This is a genomic window from Micromonospora violae (genome assembly GCF_004217135.1).
Lineage (GTDB): Bacteria > Actinomycetota > Actinomycetes > Mycobacteriales > Micromonosporaceae > Micromonospora > Micromonospora violae.
Genome location: NZ_SHKK01000001.1, coordinates 6,946,481 through 6,970,017, shown reverse-complemented (window position 1 = coordinate 6,970,017; position 23,537 = coordinate 6,946,481). Strand labels below are relative to the sequence as shown.

Sequence of the window (23,537 nt, the reverse complement as noted above, 5' to 3'; positions counted from 1 at the left end):
GGAGTACGGCCCGGTTGGCATGATCGACACGGGATCCAGTGATATCGGGGTATCGCGTGGACGCCGATACCGCGCGTTCAAGGATCCCGTGTCGATCATGGCCGGGGGCGGGCCGGAATCACCAGGTCAGGACGGCGCCCACGGTCCGCTGACGAACCGGCCGTTGCCGACGAACGGGCTGACGTTGGGCAGGCACCCGCCCAGGTCGATGGTCTGGGTCATCATGACCGGGCCCGGTTCGCCCAGGCCACCGCACTTCATGTGGGCGAAGCCCAGGAAGTGACCGAACTCGTGATTGATCACGCCCGCGTGGTACTCGTCGATGGTGACCGGGTACCCCGGTGAACCCTGGAGCCAGCGCCGCAAATTGATCATGATGGTCTTGCCGTACTTGCAGGAGTAGACACCCTCGGTGTCGACGCCGCTGGCGCCGCAGAGTCGGTCCACTGTCTCCGGTGTCGCCAGCCGCACGTCGACGTCGGCCTTCGAGGTGCCCACCCGCTGAAACGACCACGAGGCCCGGCTCAGGTTCACGGCTTTGTTGGTGACCGGGTGCTGTGCCGAGGTGGCCCATCCGTTCGGCGCCGCCAACACCTGCTCGATGCTTGCGGCGAACCGGGCCGGCTTCCAGGCGGGGATGTCACCCCAGGCGATGCCCTTCTCCACCGAGACGCTGTAGCGCACCCGCTCCTTGCCCGCACCGATCACCCGACCGGTGCCGGTGGCTCTGGTGAAGGTGCCGGCCGCCCTGGTGGGGATCTGCTCGTCGGTCGGGATCTCCGGGGTCGGGGTGTCGTCGGGGCTCGGTTCTGAGCTCGGCGCGGTCTGACCGGAGAGCGGCGCGTCGGCGTGCCCGGAAGCCGGTGCCGACAACGTGCCACACCCGGCGGTCGTCAGCATCAACGCCAACGCGATCGGCACGAGAAGCCGTCCCTTGATCCGCACGTGAAAACCTCCAGGAACGATCACAGGTATGTGAGGAACACCGGGAGGCTATGTGACTGCGGGTAAGGAAACCGTCAAGACGGCAGGCGACAGGACGCCACAAAAGGCGGTCAGTTAAGGGCATAACTGACGAAGAACAGTCGCGTTACGTGACCATGTCGACCGGTTTGAGCAGGGTCAGGCCGCTACGACGTGGTCGATCACCAGGTGCGCGGCACCGGTGATGCCGACGTCCTGACCGGCGGCGACCCGTTCGATCAGCAGGGTCTGGGTGGCCAGCGGGAGACACCGCTCGTAGAGGGTGGCCCGCATGCTGGCCAGCAGCGGCTCACAGTCGGCGAGCCGGCCACCGATGGCCACCACCTGCGGGTTGAAGAAGTTGACCACCACGGCCAGGATCTCTCCGACGGCCCGCCCGGCCTGCCGCGCCAGGGCGGTGGCCTGCCGGTCGCCATCGTCGATCAGGCGGATCACACCGGTCAGGTCGGAGACCGCCACGCCCTGACCCCGTAGCGCGGTGACCAGCGCCGCCCCACTCGCCACCGCCTCCAGGCAGCCGGCGTTTCCGCAGGTGCACGGTGGCGCGGGATCGGCCACCACCCGGCAGTGGCTGATGTCCCCGGCCGAGCCCTGCGCTCCCCGGTGCAACCGTCCACTGGAGATCACGCCGGAGCCGATCCCGGTGCCGGCCTTGATGTAGACGGCGTGGTCCAACTCGGGATACGCGGTGCGGTGCGCGCCGAGCGCCATCAGGTTGGCGTCGTTGTCCACGATGACCGGCACGTCGGTGCGGCCGGCGCAGAACGCGGCGACGTCGAAGCCGTTCCAGCCGGGCATCCGCGAGGGGCTGACGATCCGCCCGGTGGCGTGCTGCACCGGACCGGGGATGCCGATACCGATGCCGCGCAGCGCACCTGCCGCCGGGCCGTCGGCCGAGGCAGCCGGGTCGCTGCCCACCAGCGCGGCGACCTCGGCCAGCAGCGCGCCGAGCACCGCCTCCGGGCCGTCCTCGATGCGGACCGGCAGGGTGCGGGCCTGGACCACCCGCCCGGAAAGGTCCAGCGTTCCGACGCGGGCGTGGTGCGCGCCGAGGTCGATGGCGCCGACCACGGCGCCGCCGGTGGGGACGGCGAGCTGGCGAGGTCGCCGTCCACCCCGGGACCGGCCGGCGCCGGTCTCCTCCAGCAACCCCTGGTTGATCAACGCCTCGACCCGTTGGGAGACCGTCGACGGGGACAGCCCGGAGAGGCGGGACAGGTCGGCCCGACTGACGGCCGCTCCGGTGGCCACCCAGCGCAGCAGCTCGCGTGGGCCGCCCCGGAGGGCATCGCGTGGCGCGTCGTCAATCGTCACGTCAGCTTCTTAGCACCCGCAGTTTGTTCAAGCAACCGGTTGACTTAGTTTGCTGGCTACCTTTAGATGGCGCTGTTGGTTCGATATGAAGCTGACTTAGTTTTGTAGTCGAAGGAAGTGAGGCCGCGTGGTGGCACCAGCAACGACGGGTGCGGACCGACCGATGGTGTCGGTACGCGGCCTCAACAAGTGGTTCGGTCCGCTGCACGTGCTCAAGGACATCGACCTCACGGTGGCCGCCGGCGAGGTGGTCGTCGTGGTGGGGCCCTCCGGCTCTGGCAAGTCGACCCTGTGCCGCTGCCTCAACCGGCTGGAGACGGCCGGGCAGGGCAGCATCGAGATCGACGGCGAGCCGCTGCCCGCCGAGGGCCGGGCACTGGCCCGGCTGCGCGCCGACGTCGGCATGGTCTTCCAGTCCTTCAACCTCTTCGGCCACAAGACGGTGCTGGACAACATCACCCTCGGCCCCACCCGGGTCCGCCGGATCCCCCGGCCCGAGGCGCGACAGCAGGCGATGACCCTGCTGGAGCGCGTCGGCATCGCCGACAAGGCAAACCACCACCCGGCCCAACTCTCCGGCGGGCAGCAGCAGCGGGCCGCCATCGCCCGGGCCCTGGCGATGCAGCCGAAGGTGCTGCTCTTCGACGAGCCGACCTCGGCCCTCGACCCGGAAATGGTCAACGAGGTCCTCGACGTGATGGTCTCCCTCGCCGCCGAGGGGATGACCATGATCGTGGTGACCCACGAGATGGGTTTCGCCCGGCGCGCCGCCGACCGGGTGGTCTTCATGGACGACGGCCGGATCGTCGAATCCGGCGCTCCCGACGACTTCTTCGCAGCTCCGCGCACCGAGCGGGCCCGCGACTTCCTATCCAAGATCCTCCAGCACTAGCCCCCAACGGGAGGGTGTCATGTCAATCCTCAAGATGAGCTTCACCAGGCGGCGGTCGCTCGCCCTCACCGCCACCGCGGTGGCGGTGGCCCTCGCCGCGGCCGGCTGCGGCGGCGACAGCGACAGCAGCGCGCCGACGCTGCCCGGCAACCCCGGCCTCGGCGGCGACGGCGTCGTCGCCCAGTCGGTGTACGACGCCGCCCCGGTCGCCACCGACGCGGACATTCCGGCGGGTTCCACCATGGAGGCGATCCGCAAGCGCGGCTACCTGACGATCGGCGGGTCCCTGGACGCACCGCTGCTCGCCCAGCAGAACCCGGTCAGCGGCACCATCGAAGGCTTCGACGCCGACATGGCGAAGTTGCTGGCGAAGTACATCATCGGCAAGCCCGAGGTGAAGACGACGACCATCGGCACCCAGACCCGGGAGGCCATGCTCCAGGCCAAGTCGGTCGACGCGGTCTTCCAGACGTACACGATCACGCCGCAGCGGGCCACCCAGGTCGCCTTCGCCGGGCCGTACCTCACCTCCGGCCTCGCGGTCGGGGTCCGCAAGGACGACACCTCGATCAAGAGCGTCAAGGACCTCGCCGGCAAGACCGTGATCGTCGGGGCGAACACCCCCGCCGTCACCGCACTGCCCTCCGCCGCGCCCGGTTCGAAGCAGATCGCCTTCGGCACCGACCCGCAGGCGTTGCAGGCGCTGCTGCAGAAGCGCGGCGACGCGTACGTGCAGGACTTCACGCTGCTCGCCTCGGGCGCCAAGGCGAACCCGGGGATGAAGGTGGTGGGCGAGCCGTTCACCACCGAGGCGTACGGCATCGGCCTGAACCGGGAAGACACGCAGTTCAAGGAGTTCGTCAACAACTGGCTGAAGAAGATCCAGGCCGACGGCACGTGGGCGAAGGTCTGGGAGGCGACCCTCGGCTCGGTGGTGGAGGGTGGGGCACCCACCCCGCCCGTCATCGGTTCCGCCGACGGCTCCTGAGCACCCTCTCGTACCGATGGAAGCCCTCACCGACCACCTGAGCGCGCTTGGCCACGGCCTGGTCACGACGGTCGAACTGACCGTCGTGACCACCGTCGGCGCGATGCTGCTCGGCATCGTCGTGGCCACCCTGCGGATCGCGCCCGTTCCGCTGCTGCGCGCCATCGGCACCGTGTACGTCGAGGTGTTCCAGAACCTGCCGCTGCTGGCCCTCCTGGTGCTCTTCGTGTTCGCGTTGCCGACGATCGGCATCACGTTCCCGCTGTTCACCTCCGCCGTGATCGTCATCGCGGTGTACGAGGGGGCGTACCTGGCCGAGGCGATCCGCGCCGGGATCAACACGGTCGGTGTGGGCCAGGCCGAGGCAGCCCGTGCCATCGGCCTCACGTTCGGGCAGTCCCTGCGGCACGTGATCCTGCCGCAGGGACTGCGCGCGGTGATCCAGCCGATCGGCAACATCTGCATCGCGCTGCTGATGAACACCTCACTGGCCGCCGCCGTCGGCGTGGTCGAGCTGACCCAGGCGGCCAACAACGTGAACCTGGTCGAGGCTCAACCGATCGCCGTCTTCACCGGCGCGGGCCTCGCCTACATGCTGCTGGCGCTGATCATCGGTCAGGTCACCGGCCTGCTCGAACGAAGGCTGGCGATCGTCCGATGAACAAGACGCAACAGATCCTCTTCGACGAACCCGGCCCCCGCGCCCAACGGCGGATCCGGATCGCCACCGTGCTCGGGTCGATCCTCGTGGCCGGCGCCCTGGTCGCGGCCGTCTACCAGTTCGCCAGCCACGGCGAGCTGGCCGCCAACCGGTGGGAGCCGTTCACCACCTGGCCCATCTGGCGGTACCTGCTCAACGGCCTGTGGGCCACCCTGCGCGCCGCCGCCGCGACCGCCGTGCTCAGCGCCGCGCTCGGACTGCTGCTGGCGCTCGGCCGGCTGTCGACGCACCGACCCCTGCGGTGGCTGGCCGGCGCGTACGTGGAGATCTTCCGGACCGTCCCCACCCTGCTGCTGATCTACGTGACGCTGTTCGCCCTGCCGCAGTACGGGCTGAACTTCCCGCTGTTCTGGAAGCTCGTGGTCCCGCTGGTGGTCTCCAACTCCGCGGCCTTCGCGGAGATCTTCCGGTCCGGCATCCTGGCCCTGGACCGTGGGCAGACCGAGGCCGGCCTCGCGGTCGGGCTACGCCGTGGACAGGTCATGGCGCTGGTGGTCCTGCCGCAGGCGCTGCTCCAACTCGCCCCGTCCCTGGTCAGCCAGCTGGTCGGGCTACTCAAGGACACCTCGCTCGGCTTCGTGGTCAGCTACACCGAGCTGCTCTACAGCGGGCAGGTGCTCGCCTCGTACACCCACCTGCTGATCCAGACGTTCCTGGTGGTGGCGCTGATCTACCTGGTGGTCAACGCCTCGTTGTCGAAGTTCGCCCGCGTACTCCAGGCCCGCAACGGCCGCTTCGGCGGCCGGCGCGGACGGCGGGCCGCCGATCTGCCCCCGCCGCTTCTCGAAGGGAACACTCCCCGGTGACCAACTTCCGCTACGCCGAACTGGCCCGGGTCGTGCGCAACGGCTTCGTCGAGAGCCGGCACTACGGCAGCATCGTGGTGCTCGCCCCGGACGGGACGGTCGCCCTCGCCGCCGGCGAACCCGACGAGCCGGTGCTCCCCCGCTCCACCCTCAAGCCGGTGCAGGCCCTGGCCTGCCGGATCGCCGCCGGTGACGAGCTGACCGGCCCGGCGCTGGCCCTCGCCGCAGGCAGCCACACCGGCGACGACCGGCACGTCGAGGTGGTCCGGGCGATGCTGGCCGGGGCCGGCCTGACCGAGGACGCGCTCGGCTGCCCGGTCGACTGGCCGGAGGACGAACCGACCCGGGACCGGCTGATCCGCGCCGGTGGGCAACGCGAACGGATCCGGATGAACTGCTCCGGCAAGCACGCCGCGATGCTGGTCGCCTCCGTCGCCCAGTCCTGGAGCACACCCGACTACCTCGACCCGGAGCACCCGCTGCAACGGGAAACCGCCGCCGCCGTCGCCCGGCTGGCCGGCACGCCGATCGCGCACCACGCGGTCGACGGCTGCGGCGCGCCGCTGTTCGGCCTGCCGCTGACCGGCCTGGCCCGCACGTTCCAGGCGCTGGTCACCGCGCCCGCCGGGAGCGACGAGGCGCTGGTCGCCCAGGCCATGCGCCAACACCCGGAGTACGTGGGCGGCTGGCACGGGCACCCGAACACCGACCTGATGCGGGCACTGCCCGGCGTCCTCGCCAAGGGCGGGGCCGAGGGCGTGCTCGCGGTCGCCGCACCGGACGGCCACGCGGTGGCGGTGAAGGCGATCGACGGTTCGCCCCGAGCCACCACCGCCATCGCCCTCGCCGCCCTCGACGCCGTGGGCGTACCGGTGGGCGGGGCTGACGCGCTGCGCCAGGTGCCGGTGCTCGGCGGCGGCGTACCGGTCGGCGCGGTCACCGCCGTCATCGACTGAACCACGGCACCGTCTCGTACCGAAGCGCCACCGCCTCGCACGGAAAAGGAAAAACCATGAACACATTCGAGATCTGCATCGACAGCGTCGAGGGGGCAGTCGCCGCTGAGGAGGCCGGCGCCGACCGGGTGGAGCTGTGCTCCGCGCTCTTCGACGGCGGGCTGACCCCCAGCCTGGGCACCATCGAGACGGCCCTGCGCGCCGTCAGCCGGATCCGGGTGCACGTGATCGTCCGCCCCCGCGCCGGCGACTTCATCTACTCGCCGTTCGAGATCGAGGCGATGGAGCGGGACGTGCGGGCCGCGGTGGCCGCCGGAGCACACGGCATCGTGATCGGCGCGCTGACCGCCGAGGGTGACGTCGACGTGCCCACCACCCGTCGGCTGATCGCCGCTGCGGGCGACGCCAGCATCACCTTCCACCGGGCGTTCGACATGACCCGCGACCCGCACGCGGCCCTGGAGCAGCTGATCGAGCTGGGCGTGCACCGGGTGCTCACCTCGGGTCAGGAGGTCAGCGTGCTGGAGGGTGCTCCGCTCATCGCCGACCTGGTCCGCCGGGCCGCCGGCCGGATCATCATCATGCCCGGCGGTGGCATCACCCCGCGCAACATCGCCCGGATCGTCGAGGCGACCGGCGCCGACGAGTACCACTTCGCGGCCCTGGTCAGCTCGGACAGCCCGGCCGTGCACCGCAACCCGGCCCCGCTGATGGGCGGCAGCCTGAACCGTCCCGAGTACGAGCGCTCCGGCACCTCGGGCGCCCTGGTCGGCCAGGTACTCGCCGCCGCCCGCGCCTGACCGGCAGCCCTTTTCCGACGAGCGGTGGGCCTGGAGGAGTCACCTCCGGGCCCACCGCTCGCGCGCGTCACTCGGCGGGTACGGCCGTGGGGTGGCTCGCCGAGGGAAGGGCGACCGCGCGGGCGTACCGGATGGCGGCGGGGGTGTCCGGGAAGACCAGTTCCTCGCGGCGTAGGTCGTCGGCGACTCCGAGGGTGGCGAGGACCTGGTCGTGGGCGGGGGTGATGCCGGAGAGCAGGACGGTGATCCCGCGTCCGCGCAGCCGTCCGATCGCGTCGCCGAGGACGTGCGCGCCCGTGGCGTCCATGGTGGTCACTCGGGACATCCGCAGGATGACGACCCGGACGTCGGCGACCTCGGACAGTTCGAGCAGGAAGGTGTGGGCCGCGGCGAAGAAGAGCGGCCCGTCCAGCCGGTACGCGACGATGTGTTCGGAGAGCAGCGCGTACTCCTCGGCGCTGTGGTCCCCGGGGTCGAGGGGCACCTGTTCCAGTCGGGCGCTGCGGGCCACCGCGCGCAGGGCGAGCACCACGGCGACGGCAACGCCGACCGCGACGGCGGTGACGAGATCCCAGATCACGGTGACGGCGAAGGTGAGCACCAGAACGACGGCGTCGCCCCGGGTGGCTCGGGCCAACGCCCACAGCGAGGCGGCCTCCACCATCCGGACGGTGGTGGCGAGCAGCACCCCGGCCAGGGCGGCGAGCGGGATGCGGCCGACCAGCGGTGCGGCGGCCAGCACGATCGCCGCGAGGGCGACGGCGTGGGTGAGGGCGGCCAGCTTCGAGGCCGCCCCGGCGCGGACGTTGACAGCTGTCCGGGCGATGGCGGCGGTCGCCGGGATGCCACCGAAGAGGGGGGCGGCGAGGTTGGCCAGCCCTTGGCCGAACAGTTCCCGGTCCGGGTCGTGCCGTTCACCGACGGTCATGCCGTCGGCGACGGTGGCGGACAGCAGGCTCTCCAGGGCGGCGAGCGCGGCGACGGCGAGGGCGCTGGGCAGCAGCACGCCGAGCGCGGCGAGGTCGAGGAAGCCGAGCGAGGGTGCGGGCAGGCCCTGCGGCAGCGCGCCGATCCGGACCAGATCGACCGGAACGATCTCGACGAGGACGGTGGCGGCGGCCACGCCGAGCAGCGAGAACGGCAGGCCGGGCCGCCACCGGGCGCCCAGCAGCATCAGCGCCGCGACGGCCAGGGCCACCGCGAGCGCGGCGGGCTTCGGGTGTGCGACGAACCGGGTGACCGCGTCGGCGGCGACGGCCCAGACCTTCTCCCCGTGCGCGTCGGCGACGCCGAGCGCGGCGGGCACCTGTTGCAGGGCGATGACCACCGCGATGCCGGCGGTGAAGCCCTCCAGCACCGGGGTGGGGAGGTAGCGGACGTACCGGCCCAGGCGGGCCACGGCGAGCGCGATCAGCACCAGGCCGGCCATCGCCCCGACCATGAGCACACCGGTGGCGCCGAACTGCTGCACCACCGGCACCAGCACCACGGTCATCGCCCCGGTCGGACCGGAGACCTGGAGGTTGGAGCCGCCGAAGATGGCGGCCACCGCACCGGCGATCACAGCGGTGATCAGCCCGGCCTCGGCACCGAGACCGGAGGTGACGCCGAAGGCCAGGGCCAGCGGCAGCGCCACCACCGCCACGGTGAGCCCGGCCAGCAGGTCCCGGCGCGGGGAGCGACGGACGGCCGCCCAGTCGGCTCGGCCGGGCAGTAGCCCGAGCAGCCGCTCGCGGGCGACGGGGATGACGCCGCTCACCTGTCCGCGCCGGTGGCGCGCAGCTCGTCGAGGAGGCCGTCCCGGTCGGTGAGGACCGCGCCGAGGATCCGCCGCCCGGCGGCCAGCAGGTCGGCCACGTCCGGGGTGCTGAGCGCGTACATGACGAGGGGACCATCGCGGTGTGAGGTGACCATCCCGGCGCGGCGCAGCACGGCGAGTTGCTGGGAGAGGTTGGATGCCTCGACCTCGATCACGGCGAGCAGGTCACGTACCGGTTTCGGTCCGTCCTGGAGGAGTTCGAGGACCCGGATGCGCACCGGGTGCCCGAGGGTGCGGAAAAGTTCCGCCTTCGCCTGATACAGCGGGACCGACATGAACACCTCTCCCTATCGATGCGAAGACTTTATCACTTGAAGAAATCTGCAATCGCTGACCCGTGCCAGACAAGTCTGCACGTGCCCGCAACGGGCTTTGGATCGTCTTCCCGTGGTTTACTCGCAGGGATGCGCTTGTAACACCCCACGAACTAGGGGCACACGAACGATGCTGCTGAGTTTCCGCTTCGCCAACCACCGATCGTTCCGCGACGAGCACCAGCTCAACCTGACGCCCGTCTACGGGGACGGGGCCTCGGCCGACGAGCCAGCCCCACAGGCGGTTCAGGTCGTCGGCATCTTCGGGGCCAACGCCTCTGGCAAGTCAAACTGCCTCGGCGCGTTGGCGTTCATGCGGCAGACCGTCGTGGAATCCGACCGCGCGGTCGAGCCTGGCCTGGGTCTGCACCGAGAGCCGTTCGGGTTGGATCCGGAATTCGCCACCCAGCCGTCACGCTATGTCGTCGACCTTCTGCTCGGCGGCGTCCGGCACACCTACGGCTTCACGATCGACGACGACCGGGTGCTGGAGGAATGGCTCTACCACTATCCGGTTGGGCGCAGGCGGCGCGTGTTCGAGCGGGACGGCGACACCTTCTCCTGGGGCGAGGAGACGGGCCGACGTAACGACCTGGAGCAGATCGCCGGCATCACCGCTCCGACAGCCCTTTTCCTCAGCACGGTCGCCCGCTTTGGTCACAGCCGCCCCCAGTCGGACCCGGCAGACCCGCAGCCGCTGCACGACACCTATCGGTGGTTCTACCTGATGGGCCAAGTCACTGACCCCACCCCTGGGCTGTCCGCCCTCATCCGCATCGGCCAATCAGACGCCGACGAGGCACGCCGGCTCGCGGTGGACCTGTTGCAGGCCGCCGATGTTGGGGTTGTCGACGTCGTCGTTCTCTCGGATCCAGCCGACGACCATTCCGCCTGGGCCGAATCGTCGACCCAGGGCATGAGAGCCCGGGTGAAAAAGGCCATGGCGGGAGCCCGGCGCCCACCCGTCATCCTGTTCGCGCACCAGGGACCGCACGGTCTCGCGCTGCTCGACCTACAGAACCAGTCGACCGGCACACAGCGACTACTGACCCTGGGCCTGCACGCCGCCACGATGCTGCGCACTGGTGCCACGATGCTGATCGACGAGATCGACGCCAGCCTGCATCCGGTGCTCACCGCGAAGCTCGTCAGCCTGTTCCGTAGCCCGCAGGCGAACCCCCTGGGCAGCCAACTCATCTTCACCAGTCACGACGCCGCCCTTCTCGGCACCCTCGACGGGGAGGAGATCCTGCGCCGCGACGAAATCTGGTTCGTGGAGAAAGACGACGAGGGTGCGTCCTCGCTGTACCCGCTGACCGATTTCAAGCCCCGTAAGGAAGGCGAGAACCGTCAGCGCCGTTACTTGAACGGCAACTACGGCGCGGTTCCCAACCTGTCCACCGACCTGTTCGAGCAGGCACTTGCCAAACCCCTCCACTTCCGTCGGCCAGATCATCGCCGCGCTACGCGATGATCGTGTCCGAACAGGGAAGTGATCGGGTCGCCCGATGAGCCGCTGCTCGAACGAGGGGGTCGGCTTAGCGTTGGCGGATGTCGTTGACGCAGCGCAGCACCGGACGGCCGGTCAGCGCCGCCGGGTCCAGCGCGGTGTCCGCGCGTACGGTGAAGGTGGTCGACTCGCCCGGCAGCAGGGTGACCAGGGCCTTGTCCGCGGATGCCGTCGGGTCGAGGCGGTCCGGGAAGAGCGTCAGGTCGCGCAGCACGGTGCGGGCGGTGACCCGGACCCGTTGCCCGCCGTCGGCCGGCTCGACCGTGGCGTCCCAGGCCGCCGCCGGCCAGTCCACCTCCCGGTCCTCGGCGAAGAACCACAGCGCGCGCTCCGCGGTGCCACCGGCCTCCGCGACCAGCACCTCGCGGCGGCCGTCGTCCGGCCGGGCCAGGTCCGCCGGCAGCGCCAGCACCACCGAGGAGTACGCCGGGACGTCGAGGTCGACCGAGGTCTTCGCCCTCGGCGCCCCGGTGAGCGTGCACCGGGTCACCGACGCCGACGCCCGCCAGGGTGTACCACCGTCGTTGACCGCCACCAGCGCCAGGCCGCCGTCGCGGGGCTGCACGGTGAGGAGCCGATCGGCGTACGCGTGGCGCAGCGCGTACCACAGGGGTTTGCGGCGGCCGTCGCCGTCGACGGCCGACCAGGAGGTCACCGGCCAGCAGTCGTTGAGCTGCCAGACGATGGTGCCCGCGCAGACACCCCGGTGCGAGCGGAAGTGCTCCACCCCGAGCTGGATCGCGCGGGCCTGGTTGAGCTGTGTCAGGTAGTGCCAGTCGTCGAAGTCCGCCGGGGCCGGCAGGTGCGCGTCGAGGCCACGCTGGAGCTTGGCGTCGCCGTCGGCCGCCTTCTGGTGGTGTGCCATGCCCGGTGAGTCGTGCGCCAGGGGTTCGTCGCTCAACGCCCGGCGCAGCGTCGCGTACGCCGGTGGGGCCTGGTAGCCGAACTCGGCGACGAAGCGTGGGACGTACTGCCGGTACCTGGTGTAGTCGTCGGTGTTCCACACATCCCAGATGTGGGTGGTGCCGTGCGCCGGGTCGTTGGGGTGGATCGCCTCGGTGCCCGACCAGGGGCTGCCCGGCCAGTACGGGCGGGTCGGGTCCAGCTCGCCGACGATCCGGGGCAGCACGTCGAGGTAGTAGCCGCGCCCCCAGGTACGCCCGTCGAGGTCCTGCTGCCAGTCCCAGTCGTGCCAGCCCCAGATGTTCTCGTTGTTGCCGGTCCAGAGCACCAGCGACGGGTACGGAGCGAGCCGGGTCACCTGCTCGGTGGCCTCGGCGGCCACCTCGGTGCCGAACGGCTCCTCCTCCGGGTACGCGGCGCAGGCGAAGAGGAAGTCCTGCTGGACGAGGAGCCCGCGCTCGTCGGCGAGGTCGTAGAAGTCCGCCGACTCGTACCGGCCGCCACCCCAGACCCGCAACAGGTTGACGTTGGCGGCGGTGGCCTGGTCGAACCGCTCGGCCAGCCGGCCCCGGGTGATCCGGGTGGGGAACACGTCGTCGGGGATCCAGTTGACCCCGCGGACGAAGACCGGGACGTCGTTCACCGACAGCACGAACGGGGTGCCGTGCTCGTCGGGGGTGGTGTCCAGCCGTACCGTGCGGAAACCGATCCGGTGCGACCAGCTGTCCAGGGTGTCGCCGCCCGGCGCGTGCAGTGTCACCTCGATCGGGTGGCGCGCCTGGTCGCCGTACCCCCGGGGCCACCACAGCGCGGGCTCGCGGACGGTGAGGGCCAGCACGGCCGTGCGCTGCCCGGCCGGGACGACGACCTCGGCGCGGACGCCGGCGACGGCGGCGCGGACGGTCAGCGGGACGTCCGCGACCCGCTCGATGTCGACGTGCACCTCGACCCGACCGTCACGGCCGTCCATGGTGACGAGTGGACGAACGGTGGCCAGCCGGGCCGTCGACCACGCGTGCAGGCTGATCTCCTGCCAGATGCCGGCGGTGACCAGGGTCGGCCCCCAGTCCCAGCCGAAGTTGCAGGCCATCTTGCGGATGAAGTGGAACGGCTCCGGGTAGGCGTTCGGCCGGTCGCCGAGCCGCTCCTGCTGCGCCTCGGCGTAGCGGTACGCGGAGTCGAACCTGACCACCAGGTCGTTGGCACCGTCGCGGAGCAGCGGGCGGACGTCGAACCGGTAGCCGCGGTGCATGTTCGCGGTGCGGCCGACCTCGACACCGTTGAGGGTGAGCGTGGCGACGGTGTCCAGGCCGGCGCAGACCAGGTCGACGCGGTCGTCGTCGCCGGCCCGGTGGACGAAGCTGGTCTGGTAGACCCAGTCGGTGTGCCCGATCCAGGCCACCGCGTGCTCGTTGTCGTCGAGGTAGGGGTCTGCGATCAGCCCGGCGTCGAGCAGGTCGGTGTGCACGCAACCGGGCACGGTCGCCGGCACGGACCGGTCGGCGACCGCCACGGGCACCTGCGCTCCGGGGGCCGCTCGCAGGGTCCAGCCGTCGTAGAGTGCCTGTCGGCTCACGATTTCCCCGCACCTTCTGCATCGAAAGACGCTGACTGAACCGGATAAGCTGAGCCACGGTACGGTTCGGACTCCGGACTGTCAACGGCCGGGAAGTGGAGGAGCACGCCGGTGAAGCGGCCGACAATCGCCGACGTCGCTCAACGCGCCGGGGTGTCCAAGGGTGCGGTGTCGTACGCGCTGAACGGGCAGCCCGGCGTCTCCGAGGCCACCCGGCAGCGCATCCTGGCCATCGCCACGGAGATCGGGTTCCGGCCGAGCAGCGCCGCCCGCGCCCTCTCGGCCGCCACCGCCGGGGCGATCGGTCTGGCGCTGTGCCGACCGGCCCGGACACTCGGCGTCGAGCCGTTCTTCATGGCGCTGATCAGTGGCGTCGAGGCCGAACTCTCCGCCCGCTCGTACGCGCTGACCTTGCAGGTGGTGGCCGACCACGACGCCGAGATCGCGGTCTACCGGCGGTGGTGGGGCGAACGACGGGTGGACGGGGTGCTCGTCTGCGACCTGCGCACCGACGACCGTCGCATCCCCGCACTCGAACAGCTGCGCCTACCGGCGGTGGTGATCGGTGGCCCCGGCGGCACCGGCGAGCTGGCGAGCATCTGGGCCGACGACGCCGCCGCGCTGACCGAGACGGTGGAGTACCTGGTCGCGCTCGGGCACCGGCGGATCGCCCGGGTCGCCGGCCTGCCCGACCTGCGGCATACCGAGATCCGCTCCGACGCGTTCGCGGCGGTCCGCGACCGGCTCGGCCTGGTCGACGCCGTCACCGTCTGGTCCGACTACACCGGCGAGGAGGGTGGTCGGGCCACCCGCCGGTTGCTCAGCTCGGCCAACCGGCCCACCGCGGTCATCTACGACAACGACGTGATGGCCGTCGCCGGGCTCTCCGTCGCCCAGGAGATGGGCCTGACCGTGCCCGGCGATCTGTCCATCGTGGCCTGGGACGACTCGCCGCTGTGCCGCCTGGTGCACCCGCCGCTGACCGCGCTGGGCCGGGACATCCCGGCGTACGGCGCGCACGCCGCCCGGCAACTGCTCACCGTCGTCGCCGGGCAGCCGGCCGGCCGGGTGCAGGACGAGACGGCGCACCTCACGCCGCGTGGGAGCACCGCACCGCCCCGAGGGAGATGAACCGGTTCAGCGGGATGCTGACGGGAACTCCTCGAAGTACGCCTCGACCCGTTCGGCCGTCGCCGGGCGGGCCAGTGCGAACCCCTGCCCGTACCGGCAGCCGCCCCGGCGCGCCCCCTCGACCTGGGTCGACGACTCCAACTCCTCGGCGACGAGCTCGACGCCCAACCGCTCGCCCACGTTGACCACCACGTCGATCAGCGGCGGCTGCCCGTCCGGCCGCGCGCCCACCAACTCCGGACCCACCTTGAGCAGGTCGATCGGCAGCCGGCGGAGCTGAGCCAGCGAGGCGTGCTCGGCCCGGAAGTCGTCCAACGCGGTGCGGACGCCCAGTGACCGGAGCCCAGCCAACCGGGCCACCACGGTCGGCAGGTCACCGGCGACCCTCGGCTCGCTCACCTCCACCACCAGTCGCTCCGGCGGCACCCCGTACGCGGCCAGCACGGCGGCGAGCCGCTGGACGAAGTCGGGGGTGGTCAGCTCCCGGGTCGTGACGTTGACCGCCATCCACAGCTCCCGGACGCCCACCGACCAGTCGGACAACTGCCGGCAGGCCCGGTCCAGCACCCACCACTCCAACTCACCGACCAGGTCCAGATCCTCGGCGACCGGCAGCAGCTCGACCGGCAACACCGTGCCGAGCACCGGGCTGCGCCACCGCAGCAGCGCCTCCGCGCCGACCGGCTGCCCGTCGGCCAGATCGACCACCGGCTGGTAGACGAGATCCAGCTCGCCGCGCGCCACCGCACCGGGCAGTTCGCGTTCCAGGTCGAGCCGGCGCACCAACTGTTCCTCCAGGAACGCGTCGTACCACTCCACCCGGTCCCGGCCCAGCTGCACGGCCCGTCGACGGGCCAACTCGGCCTGCCGGAGCACGTCGGCCGGCCCGGTGCCGCTCACCTCGGCCAACCCGATGCTCGTCTGCACCCGCAGCATCACGCCGGCCAGCCGGTACGGCGGGTTGAGCGCGCTCAACAGCCGGGTGCCCAGCTCGTACGCCAGCACCGGCCCGGCCGCGGTGACCACCGCGAAACCGGAAGCCGTGCACCCGGTGACCAGGTCGTCCGGGGCGATGACCCGGCGGGCCCGGTGCACCGCCTCGGCCAGCACGTCCTCCCGGGCGGTCGGGCCGACCCCCTCGGTGCCGTGCAGGTCCACCAGCAGCAGCGCGCCGGCCGGTGCCGGCACATCACCGATCGCGGCGAGCGCGTCCAGCAGCGCCGCCCGGTCGCCCGGTGGGCCGCTCGCCGCCGCGCCGGGCCGTGGGGTGAGCCCCGACCACCCGCGACTGTGCGCACCGGACCAGGTGTCGACCCCGACCGTGGTGGCCACGCCCTCCAGGGCGTCGGAACGTCGCTCGGGCGGGCCCGGCCAGCCTGCCGGGGCCGCCCGGCGACGCCGCAGCGCCCGCCCAGCCGGGCGGCGATGAGCGGCCCGCCGAACGGACGCGGGCGCGTCACCCGCCCCCAGCAGCTCGCGCAGCACCAGCGGCGGCACCGCCGCCAGGGCCAACAGCACGCTGGTCCGATCCGGGGCGCGGCCCGCGCCCAGGTGCAGACCCGACGCCAGCAGCAGCACCGCGGCGGGGAGAACCGACCGGGGCCAGGCCGCGGCGACCGGCTCGGCTGGCTCCGCGTCCTCCACCGCACCCGCCGCGCCGACCGCGACCAGCACCATCCCGAACACCAACGGGGGTACGGCCAGCAGGGCCGCCCGGCCGGCCACCGCGGACGGCACCGTGGCCAGCAGCACCAGCCCGCCCAGGGTGAGCAGGACGCCGCCTCGGCAGAGGGCAGCCGCGGAGCGCCGCCGCGGCCCGGCGAACGCGTTCACCGCGGCCATGCCCAACCCGCCGAGCACCAACACGGCGGCCAGCCGAACCGGGGCGGACAGACCGTCGCGGGGCAGCAGCAGCCATCCGGCGAGGGCCAGCCCGATGGTCGGACCGGTCGACTCGACCAGCCAGCGCAGCCGGACCGAGGCCGCCGGCCGCGAACGGCCGGGGAGCCGGTACAGACCTGTCGTCGAGAGGGCCGCCACCACCAGCGACCCGATCGGCACGGCGAGGGTGTGCCCGGGGTCGGCCAGGGGCAGCACGACGGCGGTGAGACCCGCCGCCACCACCGCCGCGTCGAGCAGCCCCCCCGCCACGCGCGGTGTCGGGTCGGTGCCGCGCCGGGCGGCCAGCCGGGAGAGTCGCAGCCCGGCGAGCGTGGCACCGGCACCGACGGCCAGCGCGATCACCACCGAGGTCGGGACCAGGTCGGCGGCGCCGGCGAGGAGGAGCAGCACCACCGCCAGGCAGGTGGCGGCCTCCGGTGCCGCCCGGCGGGGGACGAGAACGCGGAACGGGTACGCGAGGAGCACGGCGGTCGCCTTCGTGAGGGGGCACGGGGGCGGTGCGGCGGTGCGGGACATCGGACGTTGCGGGTCCGCTACCCACGATTGGCAACGATGGACGGCCGGATTGGTTACTTGGTGGTCACTCAGGGCAGACAACGACCCGTGTCACTGTACGACGTACCGCATGCTGCTGGCACCGCCCGCCGCGAGTCGAAACGACCGGGAGTGGGATCATCGGAGGGTGAGTAAGCCCGACACGGTCCGCTTCCGGTACAACCAAGCCATCCTGGTGGCCGCGATCATCGCCGTCGTCGGCGCCCTGCCGCTGGCCAACGCCCGGGCCTACCTGCTGCCGGTGCTGCTCGTCCCGCTCGCCGTCGCGGTGTGGGCCTGGCGGGCCGGCACCGACGCCGACGCGCGGGAGCTGCGCGTACGGGCGTTGGCCGGGCAACGTCGGATCAGCTGGGAGCGGGTCGTCGAGCTGACCACCGACCAGCGTGGCCGGGCGGTCGCCCGACTCGACGACGGCAGCCAGGTCACCCTGCCGGCGGTCCGAGGGGCGGACCTGCCTCGGCTGGTCGCGGCGACCGGCCAGACGCTGCCCGACGCTCCGGCGGACGCGCCCGGTCAGTAACCGTCGACCACCGTGTTGATCAGCGGCTGCCCGGCGGCGAAGCGGCGTACCTGATCGCCCACCAGCCGGTAGGCGCGTGGCAGCAACCCGCGCACCGACCCGCCCACGTGCGGGGTGAGCAGCACGTTCGGCATCGCCCACAGCGGCGAGTCGGCGGGCAGCGGCTCCGGGTCGGTGACGTCCAACGCCGCCGAGATCCGACCGGTGCCCAGCTCGGCGACGAGCGCCTCGGTGTGCGCCACCGGACCCCGGGCGGCGTTGACCAACAACGCCCCGTCCGGCATCGCGGCGAGGAACGCCTTGTCGATCAGGCCACGGGTCTGGTCGGTGAGCGGCACCAGCACCACCACCACGTCCGCGTCCGGCAGCAGCCGGGGCAGCTCCTCGACGGCGTGCACCCCCTGCTCCGGGCGGGCCGTCCTGGCGACCAGGGTGAAGCTCACGTCGAACGGGGCCAGCCGGTCGCGCACCGCGGTGCCGATCGAGCCGGCGCCGACGATGAGCACCCGCTTGCCGGTCAGCTCGTCGGTCGGGGTGTGCTCCGCGAACGCCCAGCGCCGCTCGGCCTGCGCGCGGACGAACGCCGGGAACGCGCGCAGCTGGGCGAGGATCGCGGTGACGACCCACTCGGCGGTGGCCGGGTCGTGCACGCCCCGCGCGTCGCAGAGCGTGACAGTCGGTGGCGTCCGACCGGCCCAGGCGTCCGCCCCGGCGGAGAGCAACTGCACCACCGCCAGGTCGGGCAGCTCACGCAGCATCGCCGTCGCGTCCGAGCCACCCAGGAAAGGTGGCACCCAGACGCGAACGTCGGCCGCCTCGGACGGCATCCGCTCGGGGTGCTCGAAGACCTCCACGGTCACGTCCGGGGGCAGCTCGCCCAGGAGGTTCAGGCCGGCCTGGTGCGGAATCCATACCTTCACGTCCGCCGACGATAGTCCCCCACGCGACCGCTGGTGCGGGCACGGCGACGAACCGGCGTCCCGGCCATGGCTCGGCCGGCCGGGGCGGGGCGGGCGAGGCGCAACACACCGATGTTCGACTCGGGCCCTCGCGAGGTATAACGAAGGCTCGGAGGGCCGGTCGGCCTCCGCCCCGGCAGACAAGGTGCTCGATGACCGACGGCTCCCCCGCCACCGCCCGGCCTCCGATCGCGCCACCTTCGGTGCTCGGCGACCCGGCACGGTTGCGCGCGCTCGCCGACACCGGGCTGGGCGCCGCCCCGGACGAGGCGTTCGACCGGTTCGCCCGGCTGGTCAGTGATCTGTTGGACGTGCCGGTCGCGCTCGTCTCCCTGGTCTCCGCCGACCGGCAGTTCTTCCCGGGCGCGGTCGGGTTGCCGCAGCCCTGGTCGGAGCGCCGGCAGACCCCACTGAGTCACTCGTTCTGTCAGCACGTGGTGGACCTCGAAGCGCCGATGGTGCTGCCGGACACTCGCCTGCACCCCCGCGTCCGGCACAATCTGGCCGTCGACGACCTCGGCGTGGTCGCGTACGCCGGGATGCCGCTGACCGACCTCTCCGGCCGGGTGCTCGGCTCGCTGTGCGCCATCGACAGCAAACCCCGCGACTGGTCGGGCGCGCAGCTGCGGACCCTGGCCGACCTGGCCGCCGCCTGCTCGTCGGAGCTGCGACTGCGGATCGCGCTCGACGGCGCACAGGAGGCGCAGCGGCGGGCCGTGCAGGCACACGAGCGGCTGGAGCTGCTGGCCGGGGTGAGCGAGACGTTGGCCGGCACCCTGGACGTGACCACCACGCTGCGTCGGCTCGCCGCCGCCATGGTGCCGCTGCTCGCCGACTGGTGCCTGCTCACCCTGATCGGGCCCACCGGCCTGCCCCGCGAGGTGGTGTCGGTGCACCGGGACCCGGCCCGCACCGCGGACGTCGACAGGTTCGGCGAGCTGCTGCGCACCGGGCTGAGCCCCGAGTCGGTCATCCGGGCGGTGCTCCGGACCGGCCAACCCCAACTCGGCAGCGTGGCGTCCCTGGCCGACGTGGCGAGGGGCACCACCCACCCGGAGATGCCGACCATCGCCAGCCGCCTGGGCATCGCCTCCTACCTGAGCGTTCCGGTCCGAGGCGTCGGCGGCACGGTGCTGGGGGCGATCACCCTCGTCAACGGCGGCCAGCGTCAGCCGTTCGACGACCGGGACCTGCTCACCGCTGTCGACATCGGCCGCCGGGCCGGCCAGGCCGTCGGCAACAGCTCGATGTACGGCGAGCAGCGACACGTCGCCGAGGTCCTGCAACACAGCATGCTGCCGCGGCTGCCGGTCGTGGCGCAGCTGGAGCTGACCGCCCGCTACCAGCCGGCGGCCGACCGGGTCCAGGTGGGCGGTGACTGGTACGACGCCTTCGTGCAGCCCGGCGGCGACGTGATCGCCGCGATCGGGGACGTCGCCGGGCACGACATCGAGGCGGCGGCGACCATGGGTCAGCTGCGCAACCTGGTGCGGGGCAACGCCTTCAGCCGGCCGGACGAGGTCGGGGCGCTGCTGAGCAACCTGGACGACGCGATCCGCGGCCTGCGGCTGGCGACCGCCGCCACCGCGACGCTGGTCCGGATCCGTCCGCAGCGCGCCGGTGTGCACGAGGTGACCTGGTCCAACGCCGGGCACCCACCGGCCCTGGTGGTCCGCGTCGGCGGGGCGGTGGAGGTCCTGGTTGCGACGCCGGAGCCGCTGCTCGGGCTGGCCCGCCGGTCGCCGAGGAGCAGCCAGTCGACAAGCCTGGCCACCGGCGACACCCTGCTGCTCTACACCGACGGGCTGATCGAACGGCGGGACCGATCCATCGACGACGGGTTGGTCGAGTTGGCGGGCCGCCTGGCCGGCACCGACACGCTGCCCCTCAGTGAGCTGTGCGACCTGTTGCTCGCCTCGATCCACCACCGGGAGGACGACACCGCGCTGCTGGCCGTACGGGCGCGCTGATCGGTGGTCCGGTGGGCTCGCCGGCACCCCGTTGGCACTCGACGGGCCCGGCGGGGCCGTGCGGCGGGCTACCCTGGGCCGGGTGAGAGCCCGTCCCCCGTACCCTCGCATCCGCCGCCTCCGGGTGGCCCTCGCGGCGTCCTGCGCGGCGCTGCTGCTCACCGCCGGGTGCAGCTTCGGTGAACCGGAGCCCGACCCGGCCGGCGAACCGCCCAACCTGCCCACCCCGTCGGCGTCCGGTGGCCCCGGCGGCGCCGGCCAGCAGGCGGTGGCGACCGTGCTCGCCAAGGGCCTGCGGGTGCCCTGGGCGATCGCCTTCCTGCCGGACGGCGGCGCGCTGGTCACCGAACGGGACAACGGCCGGATCGTCCAGGTCGGGCCGGAGTCCGGGCCGGACGGGCTGCGCATCCGCCCGGTGCAGACCCTCCCGGACGTGGCGGCGGCGGGCGAGGGTGGCCTGCTCGGCATCGCCGTGTCCCCCGACTACGCCCGGGACCGGACGGTGTTCGTCTACTACACCACCGAGCGCGACAACCGGGTCGCCCGGCTGGAACTCGGCGGTCAGCCCACCCCGATCCTCACCGGCATCCCCAAGGCCAACGTGCACAACGGCGGCGGGTTGGGCTTCGGCCCGGACAAGCAGCTCTACGTCAGCACCGGTGACGCCGGTCAGCGCCCCCTCTCGCAGGACGTGAAGAGCCTCGGCGGCAAGATCCTCCGGATCACCAGGGAGGGCAAGCCCGCCGCCGGGAATCCGTACCCCAACTCCCCGGTCTGGTCGCTGGGGCACCGCAACGTCCAGGGGTTCGCCTGGGACGCCGGCAAGCGGATGTACGCCGTCGAGTTCGGCCAGAACACCTGGGACGAGATCAACCAGATCACCAAGGGCGGCAACTACGGCTGGCCGGAGGTCGAGGGTAAGGCCAGCGACAAGCGGTTCACCGACCCGATCGTGCAGTGGCCGACGTCGGACGCGTCCTGCTCCGGTCTGGCCGCCACGGACCGGCTGCTGGTCACCGGCTGCCTGCGCGGCAAGCGTCTCTGGGTGATGGAGCTGACCGACACGGGTACGCTGCTTGGCCAGCCGAACGAGCTGCTCACCAACCGCTACGGTCGGCTGCGGGCGGTCGCCGCGGCACCGGACGGGTCGCTGTGGGTGAGCACCTCCAACCACGACGGCCGGGGCAACCCGGCGGGCGACGACGACCGGCTCCTGCGGGTGGTCTTCGCGGGCGGTGACGGCGGGCGCAGCTGATTCCGCCACCAACGATTCAGGTTTGCCAAGATCTTCCGACGGGCAGGTCAGACTTTCAGCATGGACGGGCAGCGCGACGAGCGGCACGACGACGCCGATGACCGGGACGACCCGGTGACCGGCGACGACCGACCGCGCCCGACGGGGTGGCGGGTCGCTGCCGCCGGCCCGTTGCGCCGCGTCGGGCTGATCGTCGCCGTCCTCGCCGTGGCCCTCGGCGGGGCGGTGCTCGGGGTGCTGGCCGGCGGCCAGGTGAGCACCGACATCGGCCCGTTCCGGGCCAGCCTCAGCATCTCCCCCGCCACCGATGGCGGCACCACCGTCGACATCCCGCCGCTCGGCGCGCTGCTGCTCGACAGCCACGACGGGCCCACCCACCTCACCGTCCGGCTGGGCGCGCTCGACCAGGGGCGCACCGAGGCGCTGATCGACGACCCGGCCAGCATCAGCCGGGCCAGCCAGAGCGCGGTGGAGGACGTCCGCTCCGGTGTGATGCGCCTCGGTCTGCGTACCCTCGGCGCGTCGGTGCTGGTCACCCTGGTGCTGGCCGGGCTGATCTTCCGCAACGTCCGGCGCACCGCGTGGGCGGGTGGGTTGGCGCTGCTGGTCACCGCCGGCAGCCTCGGCACGGCGGCGGCGACGCTGCGCCCGCAGGCCATCGAGGAACCCCGCTACGAGGGGTTGCTGGTCAACGCGCCGGCCATCGTCGGTGACGCCCGCCGGATCGCCAACGACTACACCAAGTACGCGGAGCAGTTGCAGCGTCTGGTCGGCAACGTCAGCCAGCTCTACACCACCGTCTCGGCGCTTCCGCTGCTGGAGCCGACCCCGGGCACCACCCGGGTGCTGCACGTCTCCGACATGCACCTCAACCCGACCGGCTGGCAACTGATCCGGACGGTCGTCGAGCAGTTCGGCATCGACGTGGTGATCGACACCGGCGACATCACCGACTGGGGCAGCGAGCCGGAGGCGTCCTTCGTCGGCTCGATCAGCCTGCTCAAGAAGCCGTACGTCTTCATCCGGGGCAACCACGACTCCGGCAAGACCGCCGCCGCGGTGGCCCGCCAACCGAACGCCATCGTGCTGAACAACACGACCACGACGGTCGCCGGGCTGACCATCGCCGGCATCGGCGACCCGCGCTTCACCCCGGACAAGAACACGTCCCCCGCCGGCAGCGGGTTGACCCAGCAGGTGGCCGACCAGGTGACCGGTGCCGGCGACCAGCTCGCCGCGACGATCCGCAGGTCACCACGACCGGTCAACATCGCTCTCGTGCACGACCCGGCGTCGGCCGGGCCGCTGGCCGGCACCTGCCCGCTGGTGCTGGCCGGGCACACCCACGCCCGACAGATCTCCAAGCTGCCGGAGACGCCCGGGCAGCAGCCCACCACGCTGATGGTGGAGGGGTCCACCGGCGGTGCCGGGCTGCGCGGCCTGGAGGGCGAGAAGCCCACCCCGCTGTCGATGAGCGTGCTCTACTTCGACGAGCAGAAGATGCTCCAGGCGTACGACACCATCACCGTCGGCGGCACCGGGCAGGCCCAGGTCAACCTGGAACGACGCCTGGTGGAGAACCCGACCGCCACCCCACCCCCGTCGGGCACCCCGACGCCGAACGCGACACCGACCCCGACGCCGACCCGCTGAGGCGCGGGA

General features: G+C 72.2%; 19 protein-coding genes. 12 read left to right on the top strand and 7 right to left on the bottom strand.

Annotation, left to right across the window (positions count from 1 at the left end):
* Positions 1-126: 126 nt before the first annotated feature.
* Together EV382_RS31680 and EV382_RS31675 are read right to left on the bottom strand one after the other, a co-directional pair.
* Complete coding sequence (locus EV382_RS31680) at positions 127-945, bottom strand: DUF3152 domain-containing protein (RefSeq protein WP_130407983.1); 819 nt, start codon at positions 943-945, stop codon at positions 127-129.
* 177 nt (positions 946-1,122) lie between these two features.
* Positions 1,123-2,298: an ROK family transcriptional regulator gene (locus EV382_RS31675; protein WP_208758530.1), complete on the bottom strand. Its 1,176-nt coding sequence runs from the start codon at positions 2,296-2,298 to the stop codon at positions 1,123-1,125.
* 163 nt (positions 2,299-2,461) lie between these two features.
* On the opposite strand from EV382_RS31675, the gene EV382_RS31670 reads away from it, so the two are divergent.
* Genes EV382_RS31670 through EV382_RS31645 form a run of 6 tightly spaced genes read left to right on the top strand, consistent with a single transcriptional unit; the run spans position 2,462 to position 7,461 of the window.
* On the top strand, positions 2,462-3,190 hold the full coding sequence (locus tag EV382_RS31670; RefSeq protein ID WP_130409377.1) for an amino acid ABC transporter ATP-binding protein: 729 nt from the start codon (positions 2,462-2,464) through the stop codon (positions 3,188-3,190).
* 19 nt (positions 3,191-3,209) lie between these two features.
* The gene (locus EV382_RS31665; protein ID WP_208758529.1) at positions 3,210-4,178 is read left to right on the top strand and encodes a glutamate ABC transporter substrate-binding protein; all 969 of its coding nucleotides are present in this window, start codon (positions 3,210-3,212) and stop codon (positions 4,176-4,178) included.
* 16 nt (positions 4,179-4,194) lie between these two features.
* Positions 4,195-4,839: an amino acid ABC transporter permease gene (locus EV382_RS31660; protein ID WP_130407981.1), complete on the top strand. Its 645-nt coding sequence runs from the start codon at positions 4,195-4,197 to the stop codon at positions 4,837-4,839.
* Complete coding sequence (locus EV382_RS31655; RefSeq protein WP_130407979.1) at positions 4,836-5,705, top strand: amino acid ABC transporter permease; 870 nt, start codon at positions 4,836-4,838, stop codon at positions 5,703-5,705. The genes EV382_RS31660 and EV382_RS31655 overlap by 4 nt, the downstream gene beginning before the upstream one ends.
* On the top strand, positions 5,702-6,661 hold the full coding sequence (locus EV382_RS31650) for an asparaginase (protein ID WP_130407977.1): 960 nt from the start codon (positions 5,702-5,704) through the stop codon (positions 6,659-6,661). The genes EV382_RS31655 and EV382_RS31650 overlap by 4 nt, the downstream gene beginning before the upstream one ends.
* 56 nt (positions 6,662-6,717) lie before the next feature.
* Positions 6,718-7,461: a copper homeostasis protein CutC gene (locus tag EV382_RS31645; protein WP_130407975.1), complete on the top strand. Its 744-nt coding sequence runs from the start codon at positions 6,718-6,720 to the stop codon at positions 7,459-7,461.
* A 67-nt stretch (positions 7,462-7,528) separates the two neighbouring features.
* Here the strand turns inward: EV382_RS31645 and EV382_RS31640 are convergent, their stop codons facing one another.
* Together EV382_RS31640 and EV382_RS31635 are read right to left on the bottom strand one after the other, a co-directional pair.
* The gene (locus EV382_RS31640; RefSeq protein ID WP_130407973.1) at positions 7,529-9,220 is read right to left on the bottom strand and encodes a SulP family inorganic anion transporter; all 1,692 of its coding nucleotides are present in this window, start codon (positions 9,218-9,220) and stop codon (positions 7,529-7,531) included.
* Positions 9,217-9,555, bottom strand: coding sequence for an ArsR/SmtB family transcription factor (locus EV382_RS31635; RefSeq protein WP_130407971.1), 339 nt, complete (start codon positions 9,553-9,555; stop codon positions 9,217-9,219). Before EV382_RS31635 ends, EV382_RS31640 begins: the two co-directional genes overlap by 4 nt.
* 169 nt (positions 9,556-9,724) lie before the next feature.
* Between EV382_RS31635 and EV382_RS31630 the strand changes: the two genes are divergently transcribed.
* Positions 9,725-11,068 (top strand): AAA family ATPase, encoded by a 1,344-nt coding sequence (locus EV382_RS31630; RefSeq protein WP_130407969.1) that lies wholly within the window; start codon positions 9,725-9,727, stop codon positions 11,066-11,068.
* 64 nt (positions 11,069-11,132) lie between these two features.
* Here EV382_RS31630 and EV382_RS31625 read toward each other — a convergent pair whose 3' ends face one another.
* On the bottom strand, positions 11,133-13,583 hold the full coding sequence (locus EV382_RS31625) for a glycoside hydrolase family 2 protein (RefSeq protein WP_130407967.1): 2,451 nt from the start codon (positions 13,581-13,583) through the stop codon (positions 11,133-11,135).
* Positions 13,584-13,694: 111 nt separating this feature from the next.
* Between EV382_RS31625 and EV382_RS31620 the strand changes: the two genes are divergently transcribed.
* A complete protein-coding gene (locus EV382_RS31620) occupies positions 13,695-14,714 on the top strand; it encodes a LacI family DNA-binding transcriptional regulator (RefSeq protein WP_130407965.1) in 1,020 nt (339 codons plus the stop codon).
* A 6-nt stretch (positions 14,715-14,720) separates the two neighbouring features.
* Here EV382_RS31620 and EV382_RS31615 read toward each other — a convergent pair whose 3' ends face one another.
* The gene (locus tag EV382_RS31615; RefSeq protein ID WP_244236875.1) at positions 14,721-17,081 is read right to left on the bottom strand and encodes a GGDEF domain-containing phosphodiesterase; all 2,361 of its coding nucleotides are present in this window, start codon (positions 17,079-17,081) and stop codon (positions 14,721-14,723) included.
* Positions 17,082-17,298: 217 nt separating this feature from the next.
* Between EV382_RS31615 and EV382_RS31610 the strand changes: the two genes are divergently transcribed.
* Positions 17,299-17,691, top strand: a complete 393-nt coding sequence (locus EV382_RS31610) for a PH domain-containing protein (RefSeq protein ID WP_130407961.1) — start codon at positions 17,299-17,301, stop codon at positions 17,689-17,691.
* Here EV382_RS31610 and EV382_RS31605 read toward each other — a convergent pair.
* The gene (locus EV382_RS31605) at positions 17,685-18,611 is read right to left on the bottom strand and encodes a 2-hydroxyacid dehydrogenase (protein ID WP_130407958.1); all 927 of its coding nucleotides are present in this window, start codon (positions 18,609-18,611) and stop codon (positions 17,685-17,687) included. The two genes, EV382_RS31610 and EV382_RS31605, sit on opposite strands and share 7 nt — an antisense overlap.
* Positions 18,612-18,802: 191 nt before the next feature.
* On the opposite strand from EV382_RS31605, the gene EV382_RS31600 reads away from it, so the two are divergent.
* The 3 genes from EV382_RS31600 to EV382_RS31590 all read left to right on the top strand — a co-directional run bounded on the left by EV382_RS31600 (position 18,803) and on the right by EV382_RS31590 (position 23,528).
* Positions 18,803-20,620 carry a GAF domain-containing SpoIIE family protein phosphatase gene (locus tag EV382_RS31600; protein ID WP_130407956.1) on the top strand — a complete coding sequence of 606 codons (1,818 nt, stop codon included), beginning with the start codon at positions 18,803-18,805 and terminating at the stop codon, positions 20,618-20,620.
* Between the two features lie 82 nt (positions 20,621-20,702).
* Entirely contained in the window at positions 20,703-21,875 is a 1,173-nt protein-coding gene (locus tag EV382_RS31595; protein WP_130407954.1) for a PQQ-dependent sugar dehydrogenase, read from the top strand.
* A 60-nt stretch (positions 21,876-21,935) separates the two neighbouring features.
* The gene (locus tag EV382_RS31590; RefSeq protein ID WP_130407952.1) at positions 21,936-23,528 is read left to right on the top strand and encodes a metallophosphoesterase; all 1,593 of its coding nucleotides are present in this window, start codon (positions 21,936-21,938) and stop codon (positions 23,526-23,528) included.
* The last annotated feature ends 9 nt before the right edge of the window (positions 23,529-23,537 follow it).

Coding starts and splice junctions, on each gene's coding strand:
- EV382_RS31600 (WP_130407956.1), top strand. CDS start 18,803: ATGACCGACGGCTCCCCCGCCACCGCCCGGCCTCCGATCGCGCCACCT.
- EV382_RS31630 (WP_130407969.1), top strand. CDS start 9,725: ATGCTGCTGAGTTTCCGCTTCGCCAACCACCGATCGTTCCGCGACGAG.
- EV382_RS31655 (WP_130407979.1), top strand. CDS start 4,836: ATGAACAAGACGCAACAGATCCTCTTCGACGAACCCGGCCCCCGCGCC.
- EV382_RS31670 (WP_130409377.1), top strand. CDS start 2,462: ATGGTGTCGGTACGCGGCCTCAACAAGTGGTTCGGTCCGCTGCACGTG.
- EV382_RS31645 (WP_130407975.1), top strand. CDS start 6,718: ATGAACACATTCGAGATCTGCATCGACAGCGTCGAGGGGGCAGTCGCC.
- EV382_RS31665 (WP_208758529.1), top strand. CDS start 3,210: ATGTCAATCCTCAAGATGAGCTTCACCAGGCGGCGGTCGCTCGCCCTC.
- EV382_RS31660 (WP_130407981.1), top strand. CDS start 4,195: ATGGAAGCCCTCACCGACCACCTGAGCGCGCTTGGCCACGGCCTGGTC.
- EV382_RS31635 (WP_130407971.1), bottom strand. CDS start 9,555: ATGTCGGTCCCGCTGTATCAGGCGAAGGCGGAACTTTTCCGCACCCTC.
- EV382_RS31590 (WP_130407952.1), top strand. CDS start 21,936: ATGGACGGGCAGCGCGACGAGCGGCACGACGACGCCGATGACCGGGAC.